General features: G+C 58.4%; 15 protein-coding genes and 1 pseudogene. 9 read left to right on the top strand and 7 right to left on the bottom strand.

The genetic code is table 11. The annotated features are described in order from the left end of the window. Positions 1–337 precede the first annotated feature (337 nt). Together P0D71_RS13075 and P0D71_RS13080 are read left to right on the top strand one after the other, a co-directional pair. Positions 338–1,729, top strand: coding sequence for an MFS transporter (locus tag P0D71_RS13075; RefSeq protein WP_408480362.1), 1,392 nt, complete (start codon positions 338–340; stop codon positions 1,727–1,729). A gap of 209 nt (positions 1,730–1,938) precedes the next feature. Beyond that, entirely contained in the window at positions 1,939–2,769 is an 831-nt protein-coding gene (locus P0D71_RS13080) for a 3-oxoadipate:acetyl-CoA acetyltransferase (protein ID WP_408480364.1), read from the top strand. Positions 2,770–3,144: 375 nt separating this feature from the next. Here the strand turns inward: P0D71_RS13080 and P0D71_RS13085 are convergent. Beyond that, positions 3,145–3,918 (bottom strand): annotated as a pseudogene (locus P0D71_RS13085) (MHYT domain-containing protein); the annotation flags it as partial. 365 nt (positions 3,919–4,283) lie between these two features. After that, positions 4,284–5,240 carry a helix-turn-helix domain-containing protein gene (locus P0D71_RS13090; RefSeq protein ID WP_091803880.1) on the bottom strand — a complete coding sequence of 319 codons (957 nt, stop codon included), beginning with the start codon at positions 5,238–5,240 and terminating at the stop codon, positions 4,284–4,286. Between the two features lie 95 nt (positions 5,241–5,335). On the opposite strand from P0D71_RS13090, the gene P0D71_RS13095 reads away from it, so the two are divergent. The 5 genes from P0D71_RS13095 to P0D71_RS13115 all read left to right on the top strand — a co-directional run bounded on the left by P0D71_RS13095 (position 5,336) and on the right by P0D71_RS13115 (position 9,972). Then, complete coding sequence (locus P0D71_RS13095; RefSeq protein WP_408302333.1) at positions 5,336–6,580, top strand: DUF1479 domain-containing protein; 1,245 nt, start codon at positions 5,336–5,338, stop codon at positions 6,578–6,580. Positions 6,581–6,653: 73 nt separating this feature from the next. Then, a complete protein-coding gene (locus P0D71_RS13100) occupies positions 6,654–7,901 on the top strand; it encodes an ABC transporter substrate-binding protein (protein WP_408480365.1) in 1,248 nt (415 codons plus the stop codon). A gap of 252 nt (positions 7,902–8,153) precedes the next feature. After that, positions 8,154–9,200 carry an acyltransferase family protein gene (locus P0D71_RS13105; RefSeq protein ID WP_408480367.1) on the top strand — a complete coding sequence of 349 codons (1,047 nt, stop codon included), beginning with the start codon at positions 8,154–8,156 and terminating at the stop codon, positions 9,198–9,200. Positions 9,201–9,397: 197 nt separating this feature from the next. Then, complete coding sequence (locus P0D71_RS13110) at positions 9,398–9,775, top strand: hypothetical protein (RefSeq protein ID WP_408480368.1); 378 nt, start codon at positions 9,398–9,400, stop codon at positions 9,773–9,775. Between the two features lie 8 nt (positions 9,776–9,783). After that, positions 9,784–9,972 (top strand): hypothetical protein, encoded by a 189-nt coding sequence (locus tag P0D71_RS13115; protein WP_408480369.1) that lies wholly within the window; start codon positions 9,784–9,786, stop codon positions 9,970–9,972. Between the two features lie 148 nt (positions 9,973–10,120). Here P0D71_RS13115 and P0D71_RS13120 read toward each other — a convergent pair whose 3' ends face one another. The 4 genes from P0D71_RS13120 to P0D71_RS13135 all read right to left on the bottom strand — a co-directional run bounded on the left by P0D71_RS13120 (position 10,121) and on the right by P0D71_RS13135 (position 13,821). Further along, positions 10,121–11,038 (bottom strand): sterol desaturase family protein, encoded by a 918-nt coding sequence (locus tag P0D71_RS13120; protein WP_408480371.1) that lies wholly within the window; start codon positions 11,036–11,038, stop codon positions 10,121–10,123. A 513-nt stretch (positions 11,039–11,551) separates the two neighbouring features. Beyond that, positions 11,552–11,824, bottom strand: a complete 273-nt coding sequence (locus P0D71_RS13125) for a DUF1488 family protein (protein WP_408302341.1) — start codon at positions 11,822–11,824, stop codon at positions 11,552–11,554. Positions 11,825–12,100: 276 nt separating this feature from the next. Next, complete coding sequence (locus P0D71_RS13130) at positions 12,101–13,105, bottom strand: potassium channel family protein (protein ID WP_408480373.1); 1,005 nt, start codon at positions 13,103–13,105, stop codon at positions 12,101–12,103. A 377-nt stretch (positions 13,106–13,482) separates the two neighbouring features. After that, positions 13,483–13,821 (bottom strand): hypothetical protein, encoded by a 339-nt coding sequence (locus tag P0D71_RS13135; RefSeq protein ID WP_408480374.1) that lies wholly within the window; start codon positions 13,819–13,821, stop codon positions 13,483–13,485. Between the two features lie 344 nt (positions 13,822–14,165). Between P0D71_RS13135 and P0D71_RS13140 the strand changes: the two genes are divergently transcribed. Beyond that, positions 14,166–15,089: a glutaminase gene (locus P0D71_RS13140; RefSeq protein ID WP_091803901.1), complete on the top strand. Its 924-nt coding sequence runs from the start codon at positions 14,166–14,168 to the stop codon at positions 15,087–15,089. A 248-nt stretch (positions 15,090–15,337) separates the two neighbouring features. Here the strand turns inward: P0D71_RS13140 and P0D71_RS13145 are convergent, their stop codons facing one another. After that, entirely contained in the window at positions 15,338–16,798 is a 1,461-nt protein-coding gene (locus P0D71_RS13145) for an efflux transporter outer membrane subunit (RefSeq protein WP_408480500.1), read from the bottom strand. A 76-nt stretch (positions 16,799–16,874) separates the two neighbouring features. Here P0D71_RS13145 and P0D71_RS13150 point away from each other — a divergent pair, with 76 nt between their 5' ends. After that, positions 16,875–17,492, top strand: coding sequence for a TetR/AcrR family transcriptional regulator (locus tag P0D71_RS13150; protein WP_091803904.1), 618 nt, complete (start codon positions 16,875–16,877; stop codon positions 17,490–17,492). Positions 17,493–17,498: the final 6 nt, after the last annotated feature.

The raw sequence follows: 17,498 nt of genomic DNA on the forward strand, positions 1-17,498 counted from the left end.
CGCTCACGGTCCCGCTCCGTAGAAACCCCATTTCAGAACGAAAATCGCGCGTGTTGCGCGAATAGCGCTCATATTATGCTGACTGCCGTTGTCGTGCATCCATCGACAGCGTAACTTCCTTGCATCCCTGATCGCTCTGCGGACCAATGCCGACTTAAGGCTCGTGTCGCGTCGTAAGCGAAGCAAGTCATGCCGGTCGATGTCGGGATGCACATTCAATATTACCGATCGAATGCGCCGGCTGAAGCGGTGAAGCCGGCGCGATCCAAGCGAAGCGTTTTCGCTGACGAGCAGGGCGCAATCCCACCGCGATCAAATATCAATATTGGAGACAGACATGGCTGGCAGCCCCACCGAACACGAGCCGCATGGCGCCCATCAGACGAGGAAGGCAACCGCGAGCGGCTGGATCGGCTCCGCGCTCGAGTACTACGACTTCTTTATCTACGCGACCGCAGCATCGCTGATTTTCCCGCAGCTGTTCTTCCCCTCGGGCAACCCGAAGATCGCGATCGTGGCTTCACTGGCGACCTACGGCGTGGGATATGTCGCGCGGCCGATTGGCGCCTTCTTTCTCGGACACTGGGGCGACACGAAAGGCCGCAAGAACGTCCTGCTGGTGTGTATGTTTCTGATGGGCTTCTCGACCATGGCCGTCGGCCTGCTGCCGACTTACCACCAGGTCGGCCTGCTCGCACCGGTGCTGCTGGTTGCGCTGCGCCTGATTCAGGGCTTCGCGGTGGCCGGCGAGATCTCCGGCGCCAGCTCGATGATTCTCGAGCACGCGCCATTCGGCCGGCGCGGTTACTACTCGAGCTTTACGCTGCAGGGCGTGCAGGCCGGCCAGATTCTCGCTGCGGCCGTGTTCCTGCCGCTCGCCCACTACATGCCTGAAGACGCGTTCAATGCCTGGGGCTGGCGCATTCCGTTCCTGCTGAGCGCAATCGTTCTCGTGGCGGGCTACATCATCCGGCGCGAGGTGAAAGAAACGCCGGCCTTCGCGACCGAGGGCGCCGTGCCGCGCTCGCCGATTGTCGAAGCCTTCAAGTTTAACTGGAAGGAGATGCTGGTCGTCGTGTGCTGTGCGTTGATGAACGTCATTCCGGTGGTCACGACGATTTTTGGCGCGGCCTACGCGGTTCAGCCTTCGTACGGGATCGGCTTCCATAAAAGCGTCTACCTGTGGATTCCGGTGCTCGGCAACATCGTGGCAGTGCTCGTGATTCCGATTGTCGGCAATCTGTCCGACAAGATCGGCCGACGTCCGCTGATTATCGGCGGCGCGCTCGGTTCAGGGCTGCTGTCGTTCGGTTATCTCTACGCGATCAGCATCCATAACGTGCCATTGGCGATCGTGATGTCGATACTCATGTGGGGCGTGATCTATCAGGGCTATAACGCCGTTTTCCCGAGCTTTTACCCCGAACTCTTCCCCACGCGCTCCCGGGTTTCGGCAATGGCGATTTCGCAAAACATCGGCACCACGATTACGGCGCTGCTGCCGGCTCTCTTCGCAACCGTCGCGCCTCCGGGATCGACCAACATCCCCATGACGATCGGTGCGATCACGTTCGGCGTCACGATAATTTCGGCGATTGCTGCATACAGCGTGCGGGAAACGTACCGGATTCACCTGAACGACCTTGGCCAGCGCAGCGCAAAGCCTGTCGACAAGGAGGACTACGAGCGGATGCGCGAGCAGACCCTGTCCGGCGCAAAAGCGGCGTAGCAATCGAACGTCTGGATGCAAACGCCGGTGCCCGGCATTCATCGTCCGGGTCCGGTCTGCATCAAAAGAGCGCGCAATGAAGTTGGGCGCGCAACCATTGGATTAGCCCGCTGAACGGGACGGCGCGCTGCCGGTTAGGCGGTCGCGCTGTCACTGTCGGTTCGCCAGCCGGGCGGGCCGGCCACAACGATTTGTATGGAGCGTCCCTCATGAATCAGCCTTGCATTATCTCCGTCGCCATTACCGGTTCAGTGCCGCGCAAGAAGGACAACCCGGCTGTGCCGGTCACCATTGCTGAACAGATCGAAAGCACTCACGAAGCTTATGAAGCCGGCGCGACGCTCGTACACCTGCATGTGCGCGACGAGCAGGAAAACTCCAGTTCCGACCGGTCGAGCTTCGCGAAGCTTCAGGAAGGCATCCGCAAGCATTGTCCCGACATCATCATCCAGTTTTCGACGGGCGGCCGCGGCCGTTCGTTCGAGCAGCGCGGCGCGATGCTCGATCTGCGTCCGGACATGGCGTCACTCGCAACGGGCTCGGTCAACTTTCCGACGACCGTCTACGAAAATCCGCCGGATTTCGTCCGCTCGCTGGCAAAGATGATGCTCGACTACAACGTCAAGCCGGAAATCGAAATCTTCGATCTGGCGATGTTGTACAGCACCGTCGACCTGGTCGGGCTCGGCCTGCTGAAATCGCCCGTGCACGTGCAATTCGTAATGGGCGTGAAGAACGCCCTGCCCGCGCGACGCGAGATCCTGGAGTTCGAGGTGCAGCAACTCAAGGCGCTACTGCCCGATGCAACGTGGACGGCTGCCGGTATCGGACGGCATCAACTCGAGGTGAATCACTGGACCCTGCAAATGGGCGGCCATTGCCGCACAGGTCTCGAAGACAACGTCCGCTGGGACAAGGACACGCTCGCGAAGAGCAATGCGCAACTGGTGGCACGGGTAGCGTCGTTGTGCGGCGAGTATGGGCGGCCGGTAGCGAGCGCCAAACAGGCGCGTGAACTGCTGCATTTGCCGGCCTTGTAGGGCGACGCCGCGCGCCGTCGGCGTCCGCTCGGCTGCCTCAACCGTTTTGTTTTTCTGCGTTAGGTACTGGTGATTGTGCCGCGTTGCGCCCGATTTCATGCGCCCCACGAAAACCATTACGATTCAAGGCTCTAGCGAGTTCACCAGGTAGTTATCAACACCCTCTTCAACAATATCTGGGGATAAGTCGGGCGAAGAGCGTGATCGAGCCGTAACAGCCGCCCACATGGGGCGGCATGGCCGGCCTCAGTCCGACCGCGAGTGCATGCGGCTCATAACAGTGGTCACGATGGGCACGTCAACCGTCTATTGCTATTCAGAAGCGCAGCGCGTTGCCATGACCTGCCAATCCGGCAGTCAACGTGTCGAGCCTCGCACGCGGTCGATCTGATCGTTGAGTCGCGCGACAGAATTGGCGAGAAACGCGACTCTGGCGTCGAGACGGGAAAGAAGCAGCGTCGCGATAAGAATTGCGAACGCAAACGTAATGACAGCGGCGGCGAGCCATTGAGGCTTGACGCCGTTCGCTGCGCCGCAAATCGAGCCAACGGGGAAATTCGCCGCGGCCATGCCGGTGTAATGCATACCCGCGATGGCAATCCCCATGACACAGGCCGCACCAATGCGCTTGGGCATCACATGGTTCTGATCTGCGCCGCGCAGCGTGTTCGCGACCCACAGCGCCGCAGTAGACGCTGCGATTGCAATGAAAATCGAGCCGGCAAAAATTCTGGGTTCGTAGCGAATCGCCGGATTCATCAGCATCGCGGCCATTCCCATGTAATGCATGCCGGCAATACCTAACCCCATGAGAACCCCACCCGCCAGCAAATGGAACAGCTTCAGACGTTCCCGCGTGACAACATGCAACGCAAACCACGAGACGATCACCGCAATCGCGAGCGAGTAAAAGGTTATGGCGAAATCGTAACCAATCGGAATATCCAGGGAAAACGACAGCATGCCGATGAAGTGCATGGACCAAATGCCAACGCCCATTGCCAGGGCGCCGGCGGCCAGCCATAGTTGCCGGGCACGGACGTAAGCCAGAATGGAAAGCCGGTCTGCGAGATCGATTGCCGTAAACGAAGCAAGCGTCGCGACGATAAGGGAAACGGCGACTAACCCGAGGTTATAGTTGCTTTGCATAGATTGGGGGCTCTTTCACAAGAGCTCGATTAGTGGTTATCAAGAGCCTCATGCGGCCTCTCTGCCGACGAAGACTGGGCTCTGCATTCGCACTGGCCTGTGCGCTTATAAATCCATTCTGAGTATTTTTAGCCGCTTGAGTATCCGCGACGGTGTCAATTCTAGTGCATGTTGGTGGGAAGATGATCGACGACCGGACTCAATTGCGCAAGCCCGTTGCACTCGCGTCCGTCGTACACAAGCCGCTGCTCATCGACCTTGCTTTCTGGGCCATGAATGCGCATTTCGAGTGCCAACTCTCACCCGACAAGAAGGCACCCCAATGCGGCCAACGTCAATCCCGCGCTTATGCTCGCTCGCCTGCGTTACGCAATTGATTTCGGTAGTCGCGGGTTCCGTTGCAACGAAGGTGAGCGTTCGTTGATCTGCGGACTGGCGTCTGTCTCGGCAATATCGCCGGCCGCGAACTGTTTGCGGTAAGCGGCGGGCGTGAGTTCTTTCAACGCTTTGAACTGTCGGTTGAAATTAGCCACGTTTGGAAACCCGGAGCGCGTTGCAACGACGGAAACGGGAGTCGAGGTGTGCGCGAGCATCCGGCAGGCATGTCCAATCCTGACTCGCGCGATATATCGCCCAACGCTCTCTCCAATGTGCTGCTCGAAGTAGCGAGCCAGAGAACGTTCCGACACGTTAGCAGCGTCGCAAAGGTCGGATAGACGCAGTGGTTCAGCGAAGCGTAAATCAATCATTGAGAGCACGCGGTTTATACGCTCCGGTTCGTGCCCTGAAGGACCCTCTGCACGGTCGCTAAACGCGGTCGGCGAAGCAAGCGGATCGCCAGGTGCTTCTGCGAGCATGCACAAGACATTGAGTGCCCCGGCAAGGCGTTCTCGCGCGGTGCTGGACAGCAGCTTGTCGACCTGTACGCGCATCGCGGCGGCGACCTCCGGACCGAATGCCAGCCCGCAAGCGGCCCGACGCAACAGGTTACGCAAAGGCGCATATTCCGGGCAGACGTCCGCAAGCCGCCGCGCCCAATCGCCGCCAAACCAGATCACGATTGCAACCTGAGGAGATGCTGCGTCGATCGAGCGATTCGACGCCCATGTATGAGGAAGATTCGGGGGCACAAGAACCAGGTCATCGTCTACATAGTCTGCAATCGAATCCCCGATATAGCGCTTGCCCTGACTGTTCAGAGTCAGGGTTAGTTCGTATTCGGGATGGTGGTGCCATTCGAACGGAATGCGCGGCAGACGCCGGTGGTAAACCCTGACCGAGCAGTCGTCGCCAAATTCGACATGTTCGTATGCTGGTTTCATGGCAGAAAACGCAAAGAAATTGTCTGGATGGTATCACTTCTGTGTGCACGGTCAGCCTATCCTGCGGATACAGCAGAATCCACGAGGAGACGACCATGGCACTCATCATCGACGACCTGCCGGCAGCCATCCGGCAGGCCAAACAGGAGCTTCGCGCACGACTTCCGAACTATCGGGATGTTTTCGCCGAAGTGGATGAAACGATCCGCGCCGAAGCCAGCAGAATTGCCGCGCAACGCAGTCGCGGCGAAAACGTGATCCCCGAAGTCCAGTTCTCCGACATCGCGGAGCAGCGCGTGAGCGCCGAGCAGATCGAACTCGTCAAAACACGTGGTGCGTGTGTGATCCGCAACGTGTTCGACCGCGCTCTGGTGGAAGGGTGGGACCGCGATATCGCGGACTACCTCGAACGCAACGACCTGAATACGCGCCTGCAGAATCGGGCCGAGGACAAATACTTTGGCCAGCTCGCATCCAGCAAGCCACAGATTTACGGCGTGTACTGGTCAAAGCCGCAGGTCCTCGCGCGCCAGGCGCCGTCGCTGACTGCGGCCCGTGTCTTTCTGAACCGGTTGTGGCGCAATGAAAGTGAAGGCCGGATCCATTTCGATCCAGAGCGAGTGCCGGTCTACGCGGACCGGATGCGTCGCCGGCCACCCGGCTCCGAGTCATTGGGCTTGTCCGCGCATTGCGACGGCGGCTCGGTCGAGCGCTGGATCGAAGCGAATTTCCGCAAGGTGTACCGGCATGTGTTCGACGGCAACTGGCGTCAATATGATCCGTTCGACGCCGCGTTCCGGCCGGACGCAGAAGAGATTGCATCTCCCGCCGTATGTTCGATGTTCCGCACGTTTCAGGGCTGGACCGCACTGACGCCGCAAGGCCCTGGCGACGGCACGCTGCAACTCGTGCCGATTGCAAATTCGATGGCTTATATCCTGTTGCGCGCCCTTCAGGACGATGTGGCCGATGACGACCTGTGCGGCGCGATGCCAGGTCGCGCGCTCTCCATCAAGCCGGAATTTCATGCGCCGCTTTTCGACGCGCTCTCATCGATTCCCCACATGCAGGCGGGCGACACCGTGTTCTGGCATAGCGACGTGATCCACGCAGTGGAAGACGCGCACCGCGGCGCAGGCTACAGCAACGTGATGTATATCGCGTCGGCGCCCGCGTGCGCCAAGAACGACGAATACCTCAAGCGCCAGTTGCCTAGCTTCCTTGAGGGCAAAAGCCCGCCTGACTTCCCGACCGACCATTTCGAAGTCGACTTTGTCGGACGGGCTACTGTCGAAGATCTGACGCCGCTCGGGAAGGCCCAACTCGGTTTCGATCTGTAAGCGCTACGAAAACGCACGCCATCATGGCGTGCGTCTGCCTGGTGATTCATAAAGAAAACTAACGGAGACAGCCATGAAAAGAACAGTCATGTCAGCCGCAATCGTCGCTGCGGTGCTTGCCACAGGCGCACAGGTCGCAAGTGCTGCCGAGTCACTTTCTGTATTGCACTGGTGGACCTCTGGGGGCGAATCGAAGGCAATCAGAGTGCTCAAGGACGACATGAACAAGCAGGGTTACGAGTGGAAAGACTTTGCCGTAGCCGGCGGGGCGGGTGCGGCGGCCATGACGGCGTTGAAGACACAGGTCATGTCCGGTAACGCGCCGTCGGCTGCGCAGATCAAGGGGCCGCTGATACAGGACTGGGCTGATCAAGGTGTGTTGGCCGATATAGACAAGTCCGCTACTGACTGGAAAGCCAAACTTCCCGCGCAGATCAACAAGACCATGATGTCAAAGGGCCACTATGTGGCGGCGCCGTTCTCGGTGCACCGGATCAACTGGCTGTGGATCAACAAAGCCGCACTCGATAAAGTGGGTGGTAAACCGCCGACGACATGGCCCGAGTTCTTCGCGCTAGCCGACAAGTTCCGGGCTGCGGGCATGACGCCCGTCGCGCGTGGTGGCCAGCCTTGGCAAGACATGACCATCTGGGAGACGGTCGTGCTTTCTCAGGGCGCGGATTTTTATCGCAAGGCCATGATGGAGCTCGACCAGAAAACACTCACTTCGCCGCAGATGTTGCAGGTATTCCAGACTGTCCGAAAGATTCAGGGTTATTTCGACAAAGGCTCGACCGGCCGTGACTGGAATCTCGCGACTGCCATGGTCATCAACGGATCGGGTGGGATGCAATTCATGGGGGACTGGGCGAAAGGTGAGTTTGCCAATGCGAACAAGAAAGCCGACGTTGACTATATCTGCGGGGCTGCGCCGGGTACGTCGAACGCCTTCACCTACACCGTAGACTCGTTCGTGTTTTTCCAGCAGAACGGCAAAAAAGAAGCGACGCCTGGACAGCTTGCGTTGGCGAAAACAATCATGTCGCCCGCCTTCCAGGAGCAATTCAGTCTTTACAAGGGTTCGATTCCGGTCAAGCAGGATGTTTCAATGGACAAGTTCGACGCCTGTGCCAAGAAGTCATACGCAGATGAACAATCCACCATCAAATCCAACACGTTCTTTCCATCGTTCGCGTTTGGTGACGTTCAGTCGTCAGCCACCGAAGGCGCGATTACCGATGTCGTGACGGGCTTCATGAACTCGAATGAAGACCCGCAAGAGGCGGTGCGCAAAGTCGCGGCTGCAGCGAAGATCAAATAGGTACGAATTTCGAAGCCGCCTCGACAAAATCAAGCGGTCGTGCAAGGTCATTCGAGGACTGTGGCGGCATAACGCAACGCGTGTCCAGAATTCTGCATTCGATGTACCCGTAACACGCGTCATGCGTTACCCACTGTTACGGGCCACAAAGCAATTTTCCCAACCGGCGCGCGGCACAGACGCGTCCGGCCTTGTTATTGCTTTATCACCCCGTCGCATCGTCGATAACTAAACTCAAGAACGGGGTAAGCGGTGACACAGAACAGAGACCTTCGATTTGAAGCGCTTGATGGCCTGCGGCTTGTTTGCGCACTCTGGGTCATGTTGAGCCACTTCGGGCCGCCGCCCATTCATTTCACCTTTGGTATGTTCGCTGGTCATGCATTGACCATCGAGAGCATGTTCAAAAGCGTTTTCTGTGGCACGGCCGCAGTGGTGGCGTTCTTCATCATTTCCGGGTTTTGCATCCATCTGCCGTATGTCTCGGGGAAAACGCTTGCTGTCAAGAATTTCTACGTCGCACGACTGGTGCGTATTGGCGCGCCGATGATAGTGGCAGGAACCGCTGCCAAAGTGCTACCCAACGGAACATACGAGCTCGATGCCGTGCTCTGGTCGCTTTACAGCGAAATCCTTTACTACTTCGGCTATCCGGCCATCTTGCGAGTCGCGCGCAAAGGGGGATTGCCGCACCTCACGGCCATTGCCTTCCTAATGGCGCTGGTTGTTAATCTTATTCCGGATGACACTCACGGCTACTTCTGGTCTAACGGGATCATCCTGACGACGTTGCGCGGATTGCCGATCTGGCTTCTCGGTTGCATCATCGCGCAGTTTTACGCTTCTTCGTCGAGATCCCCGACATCACTACGCATTTTGGGCTTGGCTGGCGTGCGACAGACGTTACGCGTGTTAATAGTGTTGGCGAACGCAATCGCCTTGATCCTGCATTTCCTGACGCCGCTGCACTACAAGTGGAGCATGCTTCCCTTCGCAATCCTGTGCGCGCTCTGGATCGTTGCAGAACTGGAAGCGAGCGCGTCGCGGACGATATTCACGCGAGTTGCGCCGCTTGGCCGCGCATCCTATTCGCTCTATCTCACGCACAAGTTGGCGATACCGGTCGTTGCTGTGATGTATAGCAGTCTGGCAGGTGCGCAGTACTGGATTGCTCTGCTATGCATCGCCATCATCCTCACCAACCTTATGTACTTCATGTTTGAGACCCCGGCCCACCGACTCTCAAGAGCGATCGGTCGAAACTGGATGAAACGACAAAATGATCCAGTCATTACCTGATCTACCCATCAAGCCACCTTCGCGGTGGCTTTTTTGTCACCTCGTCACTCGCCACAACCGCCTTCGGGCGGTTTCTTCGTTTACGGACATGACCAACGTTACCCAAATCCACGAAGGGAAAGAGACGTTGACCGTTGACGTCAACATCCCCGGCCACGAGCCGCATATGACGAAGGCTCTGTTCAAGCGCACGCGTAATGCCTTGCTCTCGCGGTACGGCGGCCGCTGTTTCATCTGCAACGCGACGGCCGACGAAAGTTGGCCATCCATTCGAAGCGCATCACCACCCGATCGAGCGCTCCTTTGCCGAGATGATCGAATGGGAGCGCTTCAAGTTCGACGCGCAGGTCGGCGTCTGGGGTGAAGCGAACCAGGCATTCGACTGGGACAACTTCACCGACTGGACCCAGTTCGTCGACGACATGACGGTCAACGGCATGTTGCTTTGCAAGGCGCACCACATCGGAAAAGACGAAGGCCTGCACACGCTGCCCTTCCCTATCTGGATCGCGCAAAAGTGCGGCAAGGAAGGTTATCAATTCTCCGGCACCGAAGTGATTCACCGCCAGCAATAGGAGCATTCATGCAGTCGGATACGAAGAAATATCTCGCGGCCGCCGGCATCCTCGTGGTTTGGCGCGGCTTCGCATTCGTCGGCAAGACGCCGGTCGACGGTGTCATCGCGACCGCGCGGCCACCTCCAACAAATAACCTCCCCGGCAGTAATCCCGCCGCGCGACGCGGCTCCCTCCCCAGGAAATTCACACCATGAACCGAATCATGCTGCTTGCGGCAGGTACACACGATGGCCGGGCACGATGGACATGGGGCGCGCGTGCGCCCGGCGTGCGCCCCATCACCCGTGTGCGTCGTCAACGATTGAAGCTTGGTCAGCTCGCCCTGCACAAATCGCCAGTTGATCAGCTGTTGGTCACTTCGTACCCGCGACGCGCGGCCTCGCTCTTGTGGCGCAGTTCTTCCGTGGTTTCGCCGCCGCCTTCCGGCATCCAGCCCGGTGGCCGGATAACGTGATTGATCGCGGTCCACGCGTTCTTCGCCTTCAACACGTCCCGGACAAGGGTAGCCCAGTGCTCGAACTCGACGACGAACGGATTGCGTGAGGTTGTTGGCGTAACGAGCCCGTAGCGGCAAGGTTCGTCGGCGCGTTCCTCGACGTAAGTGCCGAACAGCCGGTCGAAGATAATCAGCACGCCGCCGTAGTTCGCGTCCAGATATTCGACATTCGACGCATGGTGCACGCGGTGCGAGGAGGGCGTATTGAACACATACTCGAGCCAACCGAGCTTCGGAATCCACGTGGCATGAAGCCAGAACTGATACATGAGGTTGACGAAGAGCGTTAGCAGAACGACTTCCGGACGCACGCCAAGCCACACGAGCGGCGCGAAGAAAATCGCCGAGCCCGTCAGCTTGCCCGTCACGCCGAGCCGGTATGCGGTTGAGAGGGTCAACTGGTTCGGCGAATGATGCACGGCATGCGTGGCCCAGAAGAAGCGGATGCGATGCGACGCGCGGTGATACCAGTAGTAGCAGAATTCCTGACCGATGAAGAGCGCCAGCACCATCAGCGCGCTATTGAGTTCCACCGTGAAGATGCGATGCTCCCAGGCTAGCGCAAACACAGGTGTCGCGAGCGAGAGCGGCAGCAGCGCGAGCAGCTTGCGCGCGAAGACGTCGGCCAGTGAAAGCCACACTTCGTGCCACGCGAATGGCGTGGCCGTATTGCGGTTTTTCCGAGTCAGCCAGATGGCTTCGACCATCGATACGGCAATGACGAATGCCGTGACATATAGCGAGAATTTTCCGAGTTGTTCCATGACGATGCCATAACGGTAGTGACCGGGGGATATCGTCTGCGGTGAGGTTGTGGAACAGTGCATCGCATCCGATATGCGCACTGTATCTATGGCTCCCGCAACAGGCTATGCGAAAGTTATTTCACCGCATGTCATGTGGCTCGAAGCCTTTCCAGCCAAGACTGGCAGTCGCTTTTGTCTCTTAGACACCATTGCGCGAATCGCATCTTCGGTGGATGCCGTCAGTCCATTGCGGTGGGCCGCCGCGCGGAAATCGGTGGGCGGCGGCTCCCACCTCCTCAGCGCCGCTCCGGCTGCAGGTATCGCCGAATCGACGTTTTGGGCGCCCCAATATCTCCACCATTTGGAGCGCGCACGGCGCGGAAAAGCTCGACTTGCCTGAAGTTCGCAAACTTTTCATAAAAGAAATTAGATACGACTGAGCGGTCGTGCTTTTTTAACAAGCTTTGCTCACGACGGACCGAGGAGTCAGGTCAATACCGTTTCGACTTCCTGCGCGCCAAGCACCGCTGCCTAACCTCTGGTGACTAAGTCACGACTGGTTAGGCAAACGGGCGGGCCCGGCCGAGTCCGCATATTCCACTCGGCAACCGCGACGATACGATTTCGACCGTCGTCAAACGCTTTGAGCGTGCGGACTTCGCTGGCGCCTGGCGGCAGCCAGAGATGTGCTTCAAATGCCTCACGGGAGATTGCACACTCAGCAGAGCCGGTCCGTTCTGACAAATGGAATGCTATTCTGCTTCCGTCTGGCGATAGCCCCGGCGCGAAATCAAGAACTTGCATGCCGCACCTCGTGAATACACCGGCCAGCTGAGCTCCTGCCGCTCGCTCGAAATTTCCCAGAACATACGTGCCATCCCTACAGTCCGACCAAGCATCCCCATATGCCGCAGGGTCCTGCGCCGGGGCAGACTTTCATTCCTCCGGGTATGGCAGATGTTTCTGCGAGCGGCCGCCGTAGAAAAAGTCGAATGCCTCCTGTCGACCCTTAGCTGCCTTTCGACCAAGCGCTCACTCGATGGCCGGTTCCGAGGTTAGACCCGACGGCGCCCGTCAATCCTAGTCCAAACCGGAACTCTCAAATTTCAGTTCCTCGTTGACGATTGACTCGTAAATCTCAATCGCCGTTAAGTTCTGACGAATCAAAAAATAAAGTGAAACGAATGAATTAAACATATTGCTGGGCTGATATTTCGCATCTCCGTTCCATTCAGTTATTACTTTTTCAACAAAAGCTTTGCCGGATTGCTCGCCCAAATTCATTTGTTCCCACTTTAATATTGCACCCCTCCAATCGAGCGTGCGGGTCTGTTCAATGATAGAGCGGCAACACGACGAAAGTTCAGGCCACCTGCTGAGATCGACACCAAGCATTAGATCCCTAATCGCAACGATCAGCTCGTCCTGAGCCTCAAAAAAATACGAGACGCTCGATCGAGAATGATCATCAGAAAGCAAAAGGCTTGGCTTATATAAATCCCGCAAGTCTTGGAAAGGAAAGTCCTTCCTTGCAGTGAACTCAAGCTTGGCGCTCGCATCAAAATTGGGAGCTTCAAGTTGGATCGTCGCTCCCTCCGTGGCAGTTACGGACTGAACGCCAGCGCGTTGAGCCAATGGCGTGGTCACTTGATAAGCGTACAGACGGTATCTAGCTATGTAGATTGCCACTATGCTAGAAAAGCTGCGTAGGCGCGCCAACTCCGCGAGATGCTGAGCACGTTTCTGTGAACGTGCCTCGACAGCTTGTGCCGCGCTGCTGATTGAGAACGACAAGGAATTTAAAAATAGTCCAATGGTTATGATGCCGAGCAGCGCTTCCAGAGCGGAGAATATCTGGGCCATTGAGCCGTCAGGCGTTATGTCTCCATACCCAAGCGTTGTGATGGTAACAACACTGAAATAAGTCGCCTCAAGAAAAGAACATGGATTTACAGTGCACTTCAGTATAACGCCAGGGAGAAAATAAAAAATCGCTGCAAAAATCGGGATCAATAGAAAATAGATTCGCGCATAAAAGCTGGGGCGTTGCTGCCCTAATTTGGTTGTCCAGTCGGTATTCTTCATTTTCCCGTGAGTATGTATTCATTGATTTGTGACACTATGCATCTTGATAGATTGAGCAACGGACGACGTCATCTTGAAGTATAACGGGAAAGCCCTTCATAACTGCTCGAGGACTTGACATGTTCGGCAGCGAATCGGAATCGGATATTCCACGTTCCTCCCAACAGTCACGAGAAGTCTGCCCTTCTGAATGGCCGTCAAGTTCGCGAGGTTAAACGGGCTGCTCCTTAACCAAAGGGGCATGCTTGGGGGGCTCGGCGGGGTATTGACGACGGTACGACTGCTTGCGGAGCGGAGGCGCCGTCCGAATGTCCGAGTAGCACAGCGCGCCAATGGCCCTCCTTGGCCGACTGGGGCCTCACGCCTACTCGGGTCCGTCAAAATCCTGACGCAGCGAACAAGCCGGCTTTATATTGATTTGATTCGAAAAAAAACGGTCCAACAGCCTCAAGTAACGTCGAATCATATTTTCCCTCCTGGTAGGCAAAATTTTCCCAGACGTAGGATTCGCGATCGCGCCGCACGAGGGCCGAATATGCGCCGCAGCCAACATCGCCGCACTCTGGGCAGATGTAAAGCAGCACACGCTTTCCGTTCTCAGGCGGAACATCGAGCAGAGTCGCGCGAGTACGCTCGCATGACTCTGCATACCCACTCACAAAGCAACCCATGAAATCCGAGTGTCCTCCAGCATTTTTCACCAGCATTTCCAGCAAAGACTGTCCGTCTATCAGGAAGTCCGCAGAGGTTCTCTCAGTGCGGGTAGCAGCCCCCGACACGGTCCCTGGTCGATGAAGTGTGCGATGTCCAAGTAGGTTCATGTTCGTATACGGAATCGGCTTAATTTGTCGGCGTTGTCAACGATTGAGGAGCCCGTGTCGAATGTCCGCACTTGGCCGAACCGGGTCCGATGCGAACCGAGATCGATCACCGATCGCAACGGGGGATGCGAAAGGCGGAGACCGACCCATGTGCTCGACACTGTGGGCGAGGCACCTAACACTGCCTGGCTGCGGTATCATCGCGACCCATGCTCAAGGGCTCCTGGATGCAGCCACCAATGTCCGACCAGAACTATCAAGCGATCCTCGAACAGATCCATCGCGACATCGAGCCGTGGCGCACCGCGGGCCGCGCCGCAGACTACATTCCCGAACTCGCGAATGTGCCCGCCAACAGCTTCGGCATGGCCGTTGTCACGACCTCGGGGGACGTGTATCGCGTGGGACAAGCCGATACGCGCTTTTCAATTCAGAGCATCTCCAAGCTGTTCGCGTGCACGATGGCATTCAGGCTGCTGGGCGATGCGTTGTGGCAGCGCGTGGGCCGTGAGCCGTCGGGTACGGCCTTCAATTCGCTCGTGCAACTCGAGGCCGAGAAGGGCAAGCCGCGCAACCCGTTCATCAACGCAGGCGCGCTGGTCGTCACCGATGTGCTGTGCCGCCGCTTCGTCAACGCGGAGACAGCGCTCGTCGAATTCATGCGGCGGTTGACGGGTGAATCGACCATCGACTATGACATGCGCGTGGCTCAGTCCGAATTGCAGCACGCACACCGCAATCGCGCGATGGCCCATTTCATGGCGAGCTTCGGCAACCTGGAGATGCCGCCCGAGGCTGTCGTCGATGCGTATTGCCGTCAATGCGCGATATCGATGAACTGCGTCGAACTGGCGAAGGCCGCGCTCTTTCTCGCCAACGGCGGCGTCGCGCCGATCTCTGGCGAACGTATCCTCGACGCGAGTTCGGCCAAACGCCTGTCCGCTCTTATGCTGACATGCGGCACGTACGACGCGGCCGGTGACTTCGTGTATCGCGTCGGCTTGCCAGCGAAAAGCGGCGTGGGCGGCGGCATCGTCGCGGTGCTGCCGGGGGAAATGGCCGTCTGCGTCTGGTCGCCCGGACTCGACGCGAACGGCAACTCACTTGCGGGCGTTCAGGCGCTTGAACGGTTGACCACGCTTACCGGGCGGTCGATTTTTTGAAAACACCGGAGTCCAGGTCATTCGGCAAGCGTCGACTCACACTGAGCGAGCGCCAAGTGAAAGGCTGGGACCGACCCGTTTCCGTCAGTCAGGTCATTGCATTAGTTGTGGCCGTTCTCGAATCACCAACGGTCACTTGCCCGTCGTGCGCACTGCGCATCGGCAGGCGCCGCAAACAGCGTCCCGACTGTCGGAGGAAAGCCTCTGCAAACGAGCGGGCCGGCTGCAGCCGGCCCAAGGCGGTGGTGCTATCGGCTTGCAACGGCCTGAGGATCGGCGGGTTGCCACCCTCCGCCGAGTGCCTTGAATGCAGCGACCGCTGCGCGCGCGGATTCCGTTTGCGCCTGCACCCGCTCGTCGGATGCGCGCAGCAAGTTTTGATCGGCCTGCAGGACTTCGATCAGGCTGACGACACCTTTCTGGTAGGCCGCAAATGAGGTGGCTCGTGCCCGGCCTAGCGAATTCACACCCTGCGCGAGAACGGCAGCCTGCTCCTCGCGCTTCACGAGCGTAGAGAAAGAATTCTCGACGTCCTCCGTTGCGTGCAGTGCGGCAAGCCGGTACGCGGCGAGCATCTCGGCATCCTGGCCTTTGGCCTCATTGATCTGCGCATTGATGCGGCCGAAATCGAACAGACGCCAGCGCAACCCCAGCACGCCAGCGCCCTGACTGGCACCGCTGCTGAACAGGTTGCCGCTGGCCACTGAGGTGGCGCTCCCAATCAGTCCACTGAGTGACAGCTTGGGGTAATACTCAGCGACTGCCACGCCAATACGCGCGTTGGATGCAGCAAGGCGACGCTCAGCCACGATCAGATCGGGCCGACGCCTGAGCAACTCGCGAGGCGAGCCGGTGCCCGCAATTCGCGGGGCGGCTGGGATACCAGCACCCTCGAACAGTTCCGCCCGATGCGTGCCGGGCTGTGCGCCCAGCATCACGTCCAGCGCGTTCATCGCCGCATCCAGGCCGGCCTCCAGGACCGGGATGGATGCCTGCACCTGCGCCAGCGCGCCTTCAGCCTGGCTCACCTGAAGATCGGCCGCCAGGCCTTTCCCATACAAAAGCTTGATGGTCGAGAGCAGATCCTGCTGCGTCTGAAACTGCTTGCGGGCCACCTGCAAACGAGCCTGCAATCCACGAATGGTGATGTAGATGTCGGCCGTCTGTGCTGCCACAGCCAGGCGCGTGGCCACCTCGCCGGCCTCTGAAGCCTGATAATCGGCAACTGCCGCTTCCCGCTCGCGACGCAGGCCACCAAACACATCCAGTTCCCAGCTCGCGTTGAAATTGGCCTCGTAGTCGTTGCCGTAGCGATCGAAACCAGGCGTTGAGTTCAGGACGCGTCCCAGCGGAGTTTCAACCGACTGGTAGACCCGGGCCATCTGGCCACTGACATTGCCAGAAGGAAGCAGCGCGGCGTTCGCCGCGCCGAGTCCCGCACGCGCCTGCACGACGCGAGCGGACGCCTGCGCGAGGTCGAGGTTCTGATCAAGCGCAAGCGCGATGAATCGCGTCAGTTGCGGATCGCCGAAACCCGTCCACCACGTGACCAGGTCTGCGCTCGCCGCCGCCTCCCGGTGATCTACCGCGGCCTGGCCATGGAAATGGTCCGGCATTGCCACGTCGGGCCGGACGTAATCGGGGCCCACAGCGCAGGCTCCAGAGAGGCTGGCGACAATGACCGCAACAAGGAGGTGTTTGGGTAGCATGAGCGTCTTCACAAGGTTCCTGATGTGACCATAATACCAAATGGTCACTGGTTGTCCATTCCTGTATGCTATGGCCATGAAAAACACCACCACTCCCTCCGTCCCCGCGCGCGGCCCCGTTGACCACGAGGTGCGGGACCAGATCGTTGCCGCCGCCACGGAGCACTTCAGCCGGTATGGCTACGAGAAAACGACGGTCTCCGACCTTGCCAAGGCGATCGGGTTTTCCAAGGCATACATCTACAAATTCTTCGAATCCAAGCAGGCCATTGGCGAAATGATCTGCGTCAATTGCCTGCGGGAAATCGAAAGCGAGGTCCGGACAGCCGTCGCAGAGACCGATCTGCCGCCGGAGAAGCTGCGACGAATGTTCAAGGTCTTTACCGAAGCGAGCCTCAAGCTGTTCTTCCGGGACCGCAAGCTATACGACATTGCCGCATCAGCCGCCACGGAAAACTGGCAGGCGGTGCAAGCCTATGAAGCACGCGTGCAGAAGCTGCTCCAGGAAGTCCTGCAGGCGGGCAGGCAAAGCGGCGACTTCGAGCGCAAGACGCCGCTCGATGAAACTGCAATGGCGATCTACCTGGTGCTGCGCCCCTATCTCAATCCGCTACTCCTGCAATACAACCGCGACACCACCGACGTCGCACCTGCACAGCTATCCAGCCTGGTACTCCGAAGTCTGTCGCCCTGATGCGCC

This window comes from Paraburkholderia sp. RL17-383-BIF-A (genome assembly GCF_046028015.1).
Taxonomy (GTDB): Bacteria; Pseudomonadota; Gammaproteobacteria; order Burkholderiales; family Burkholderiaceae; genus Paraburkholderia.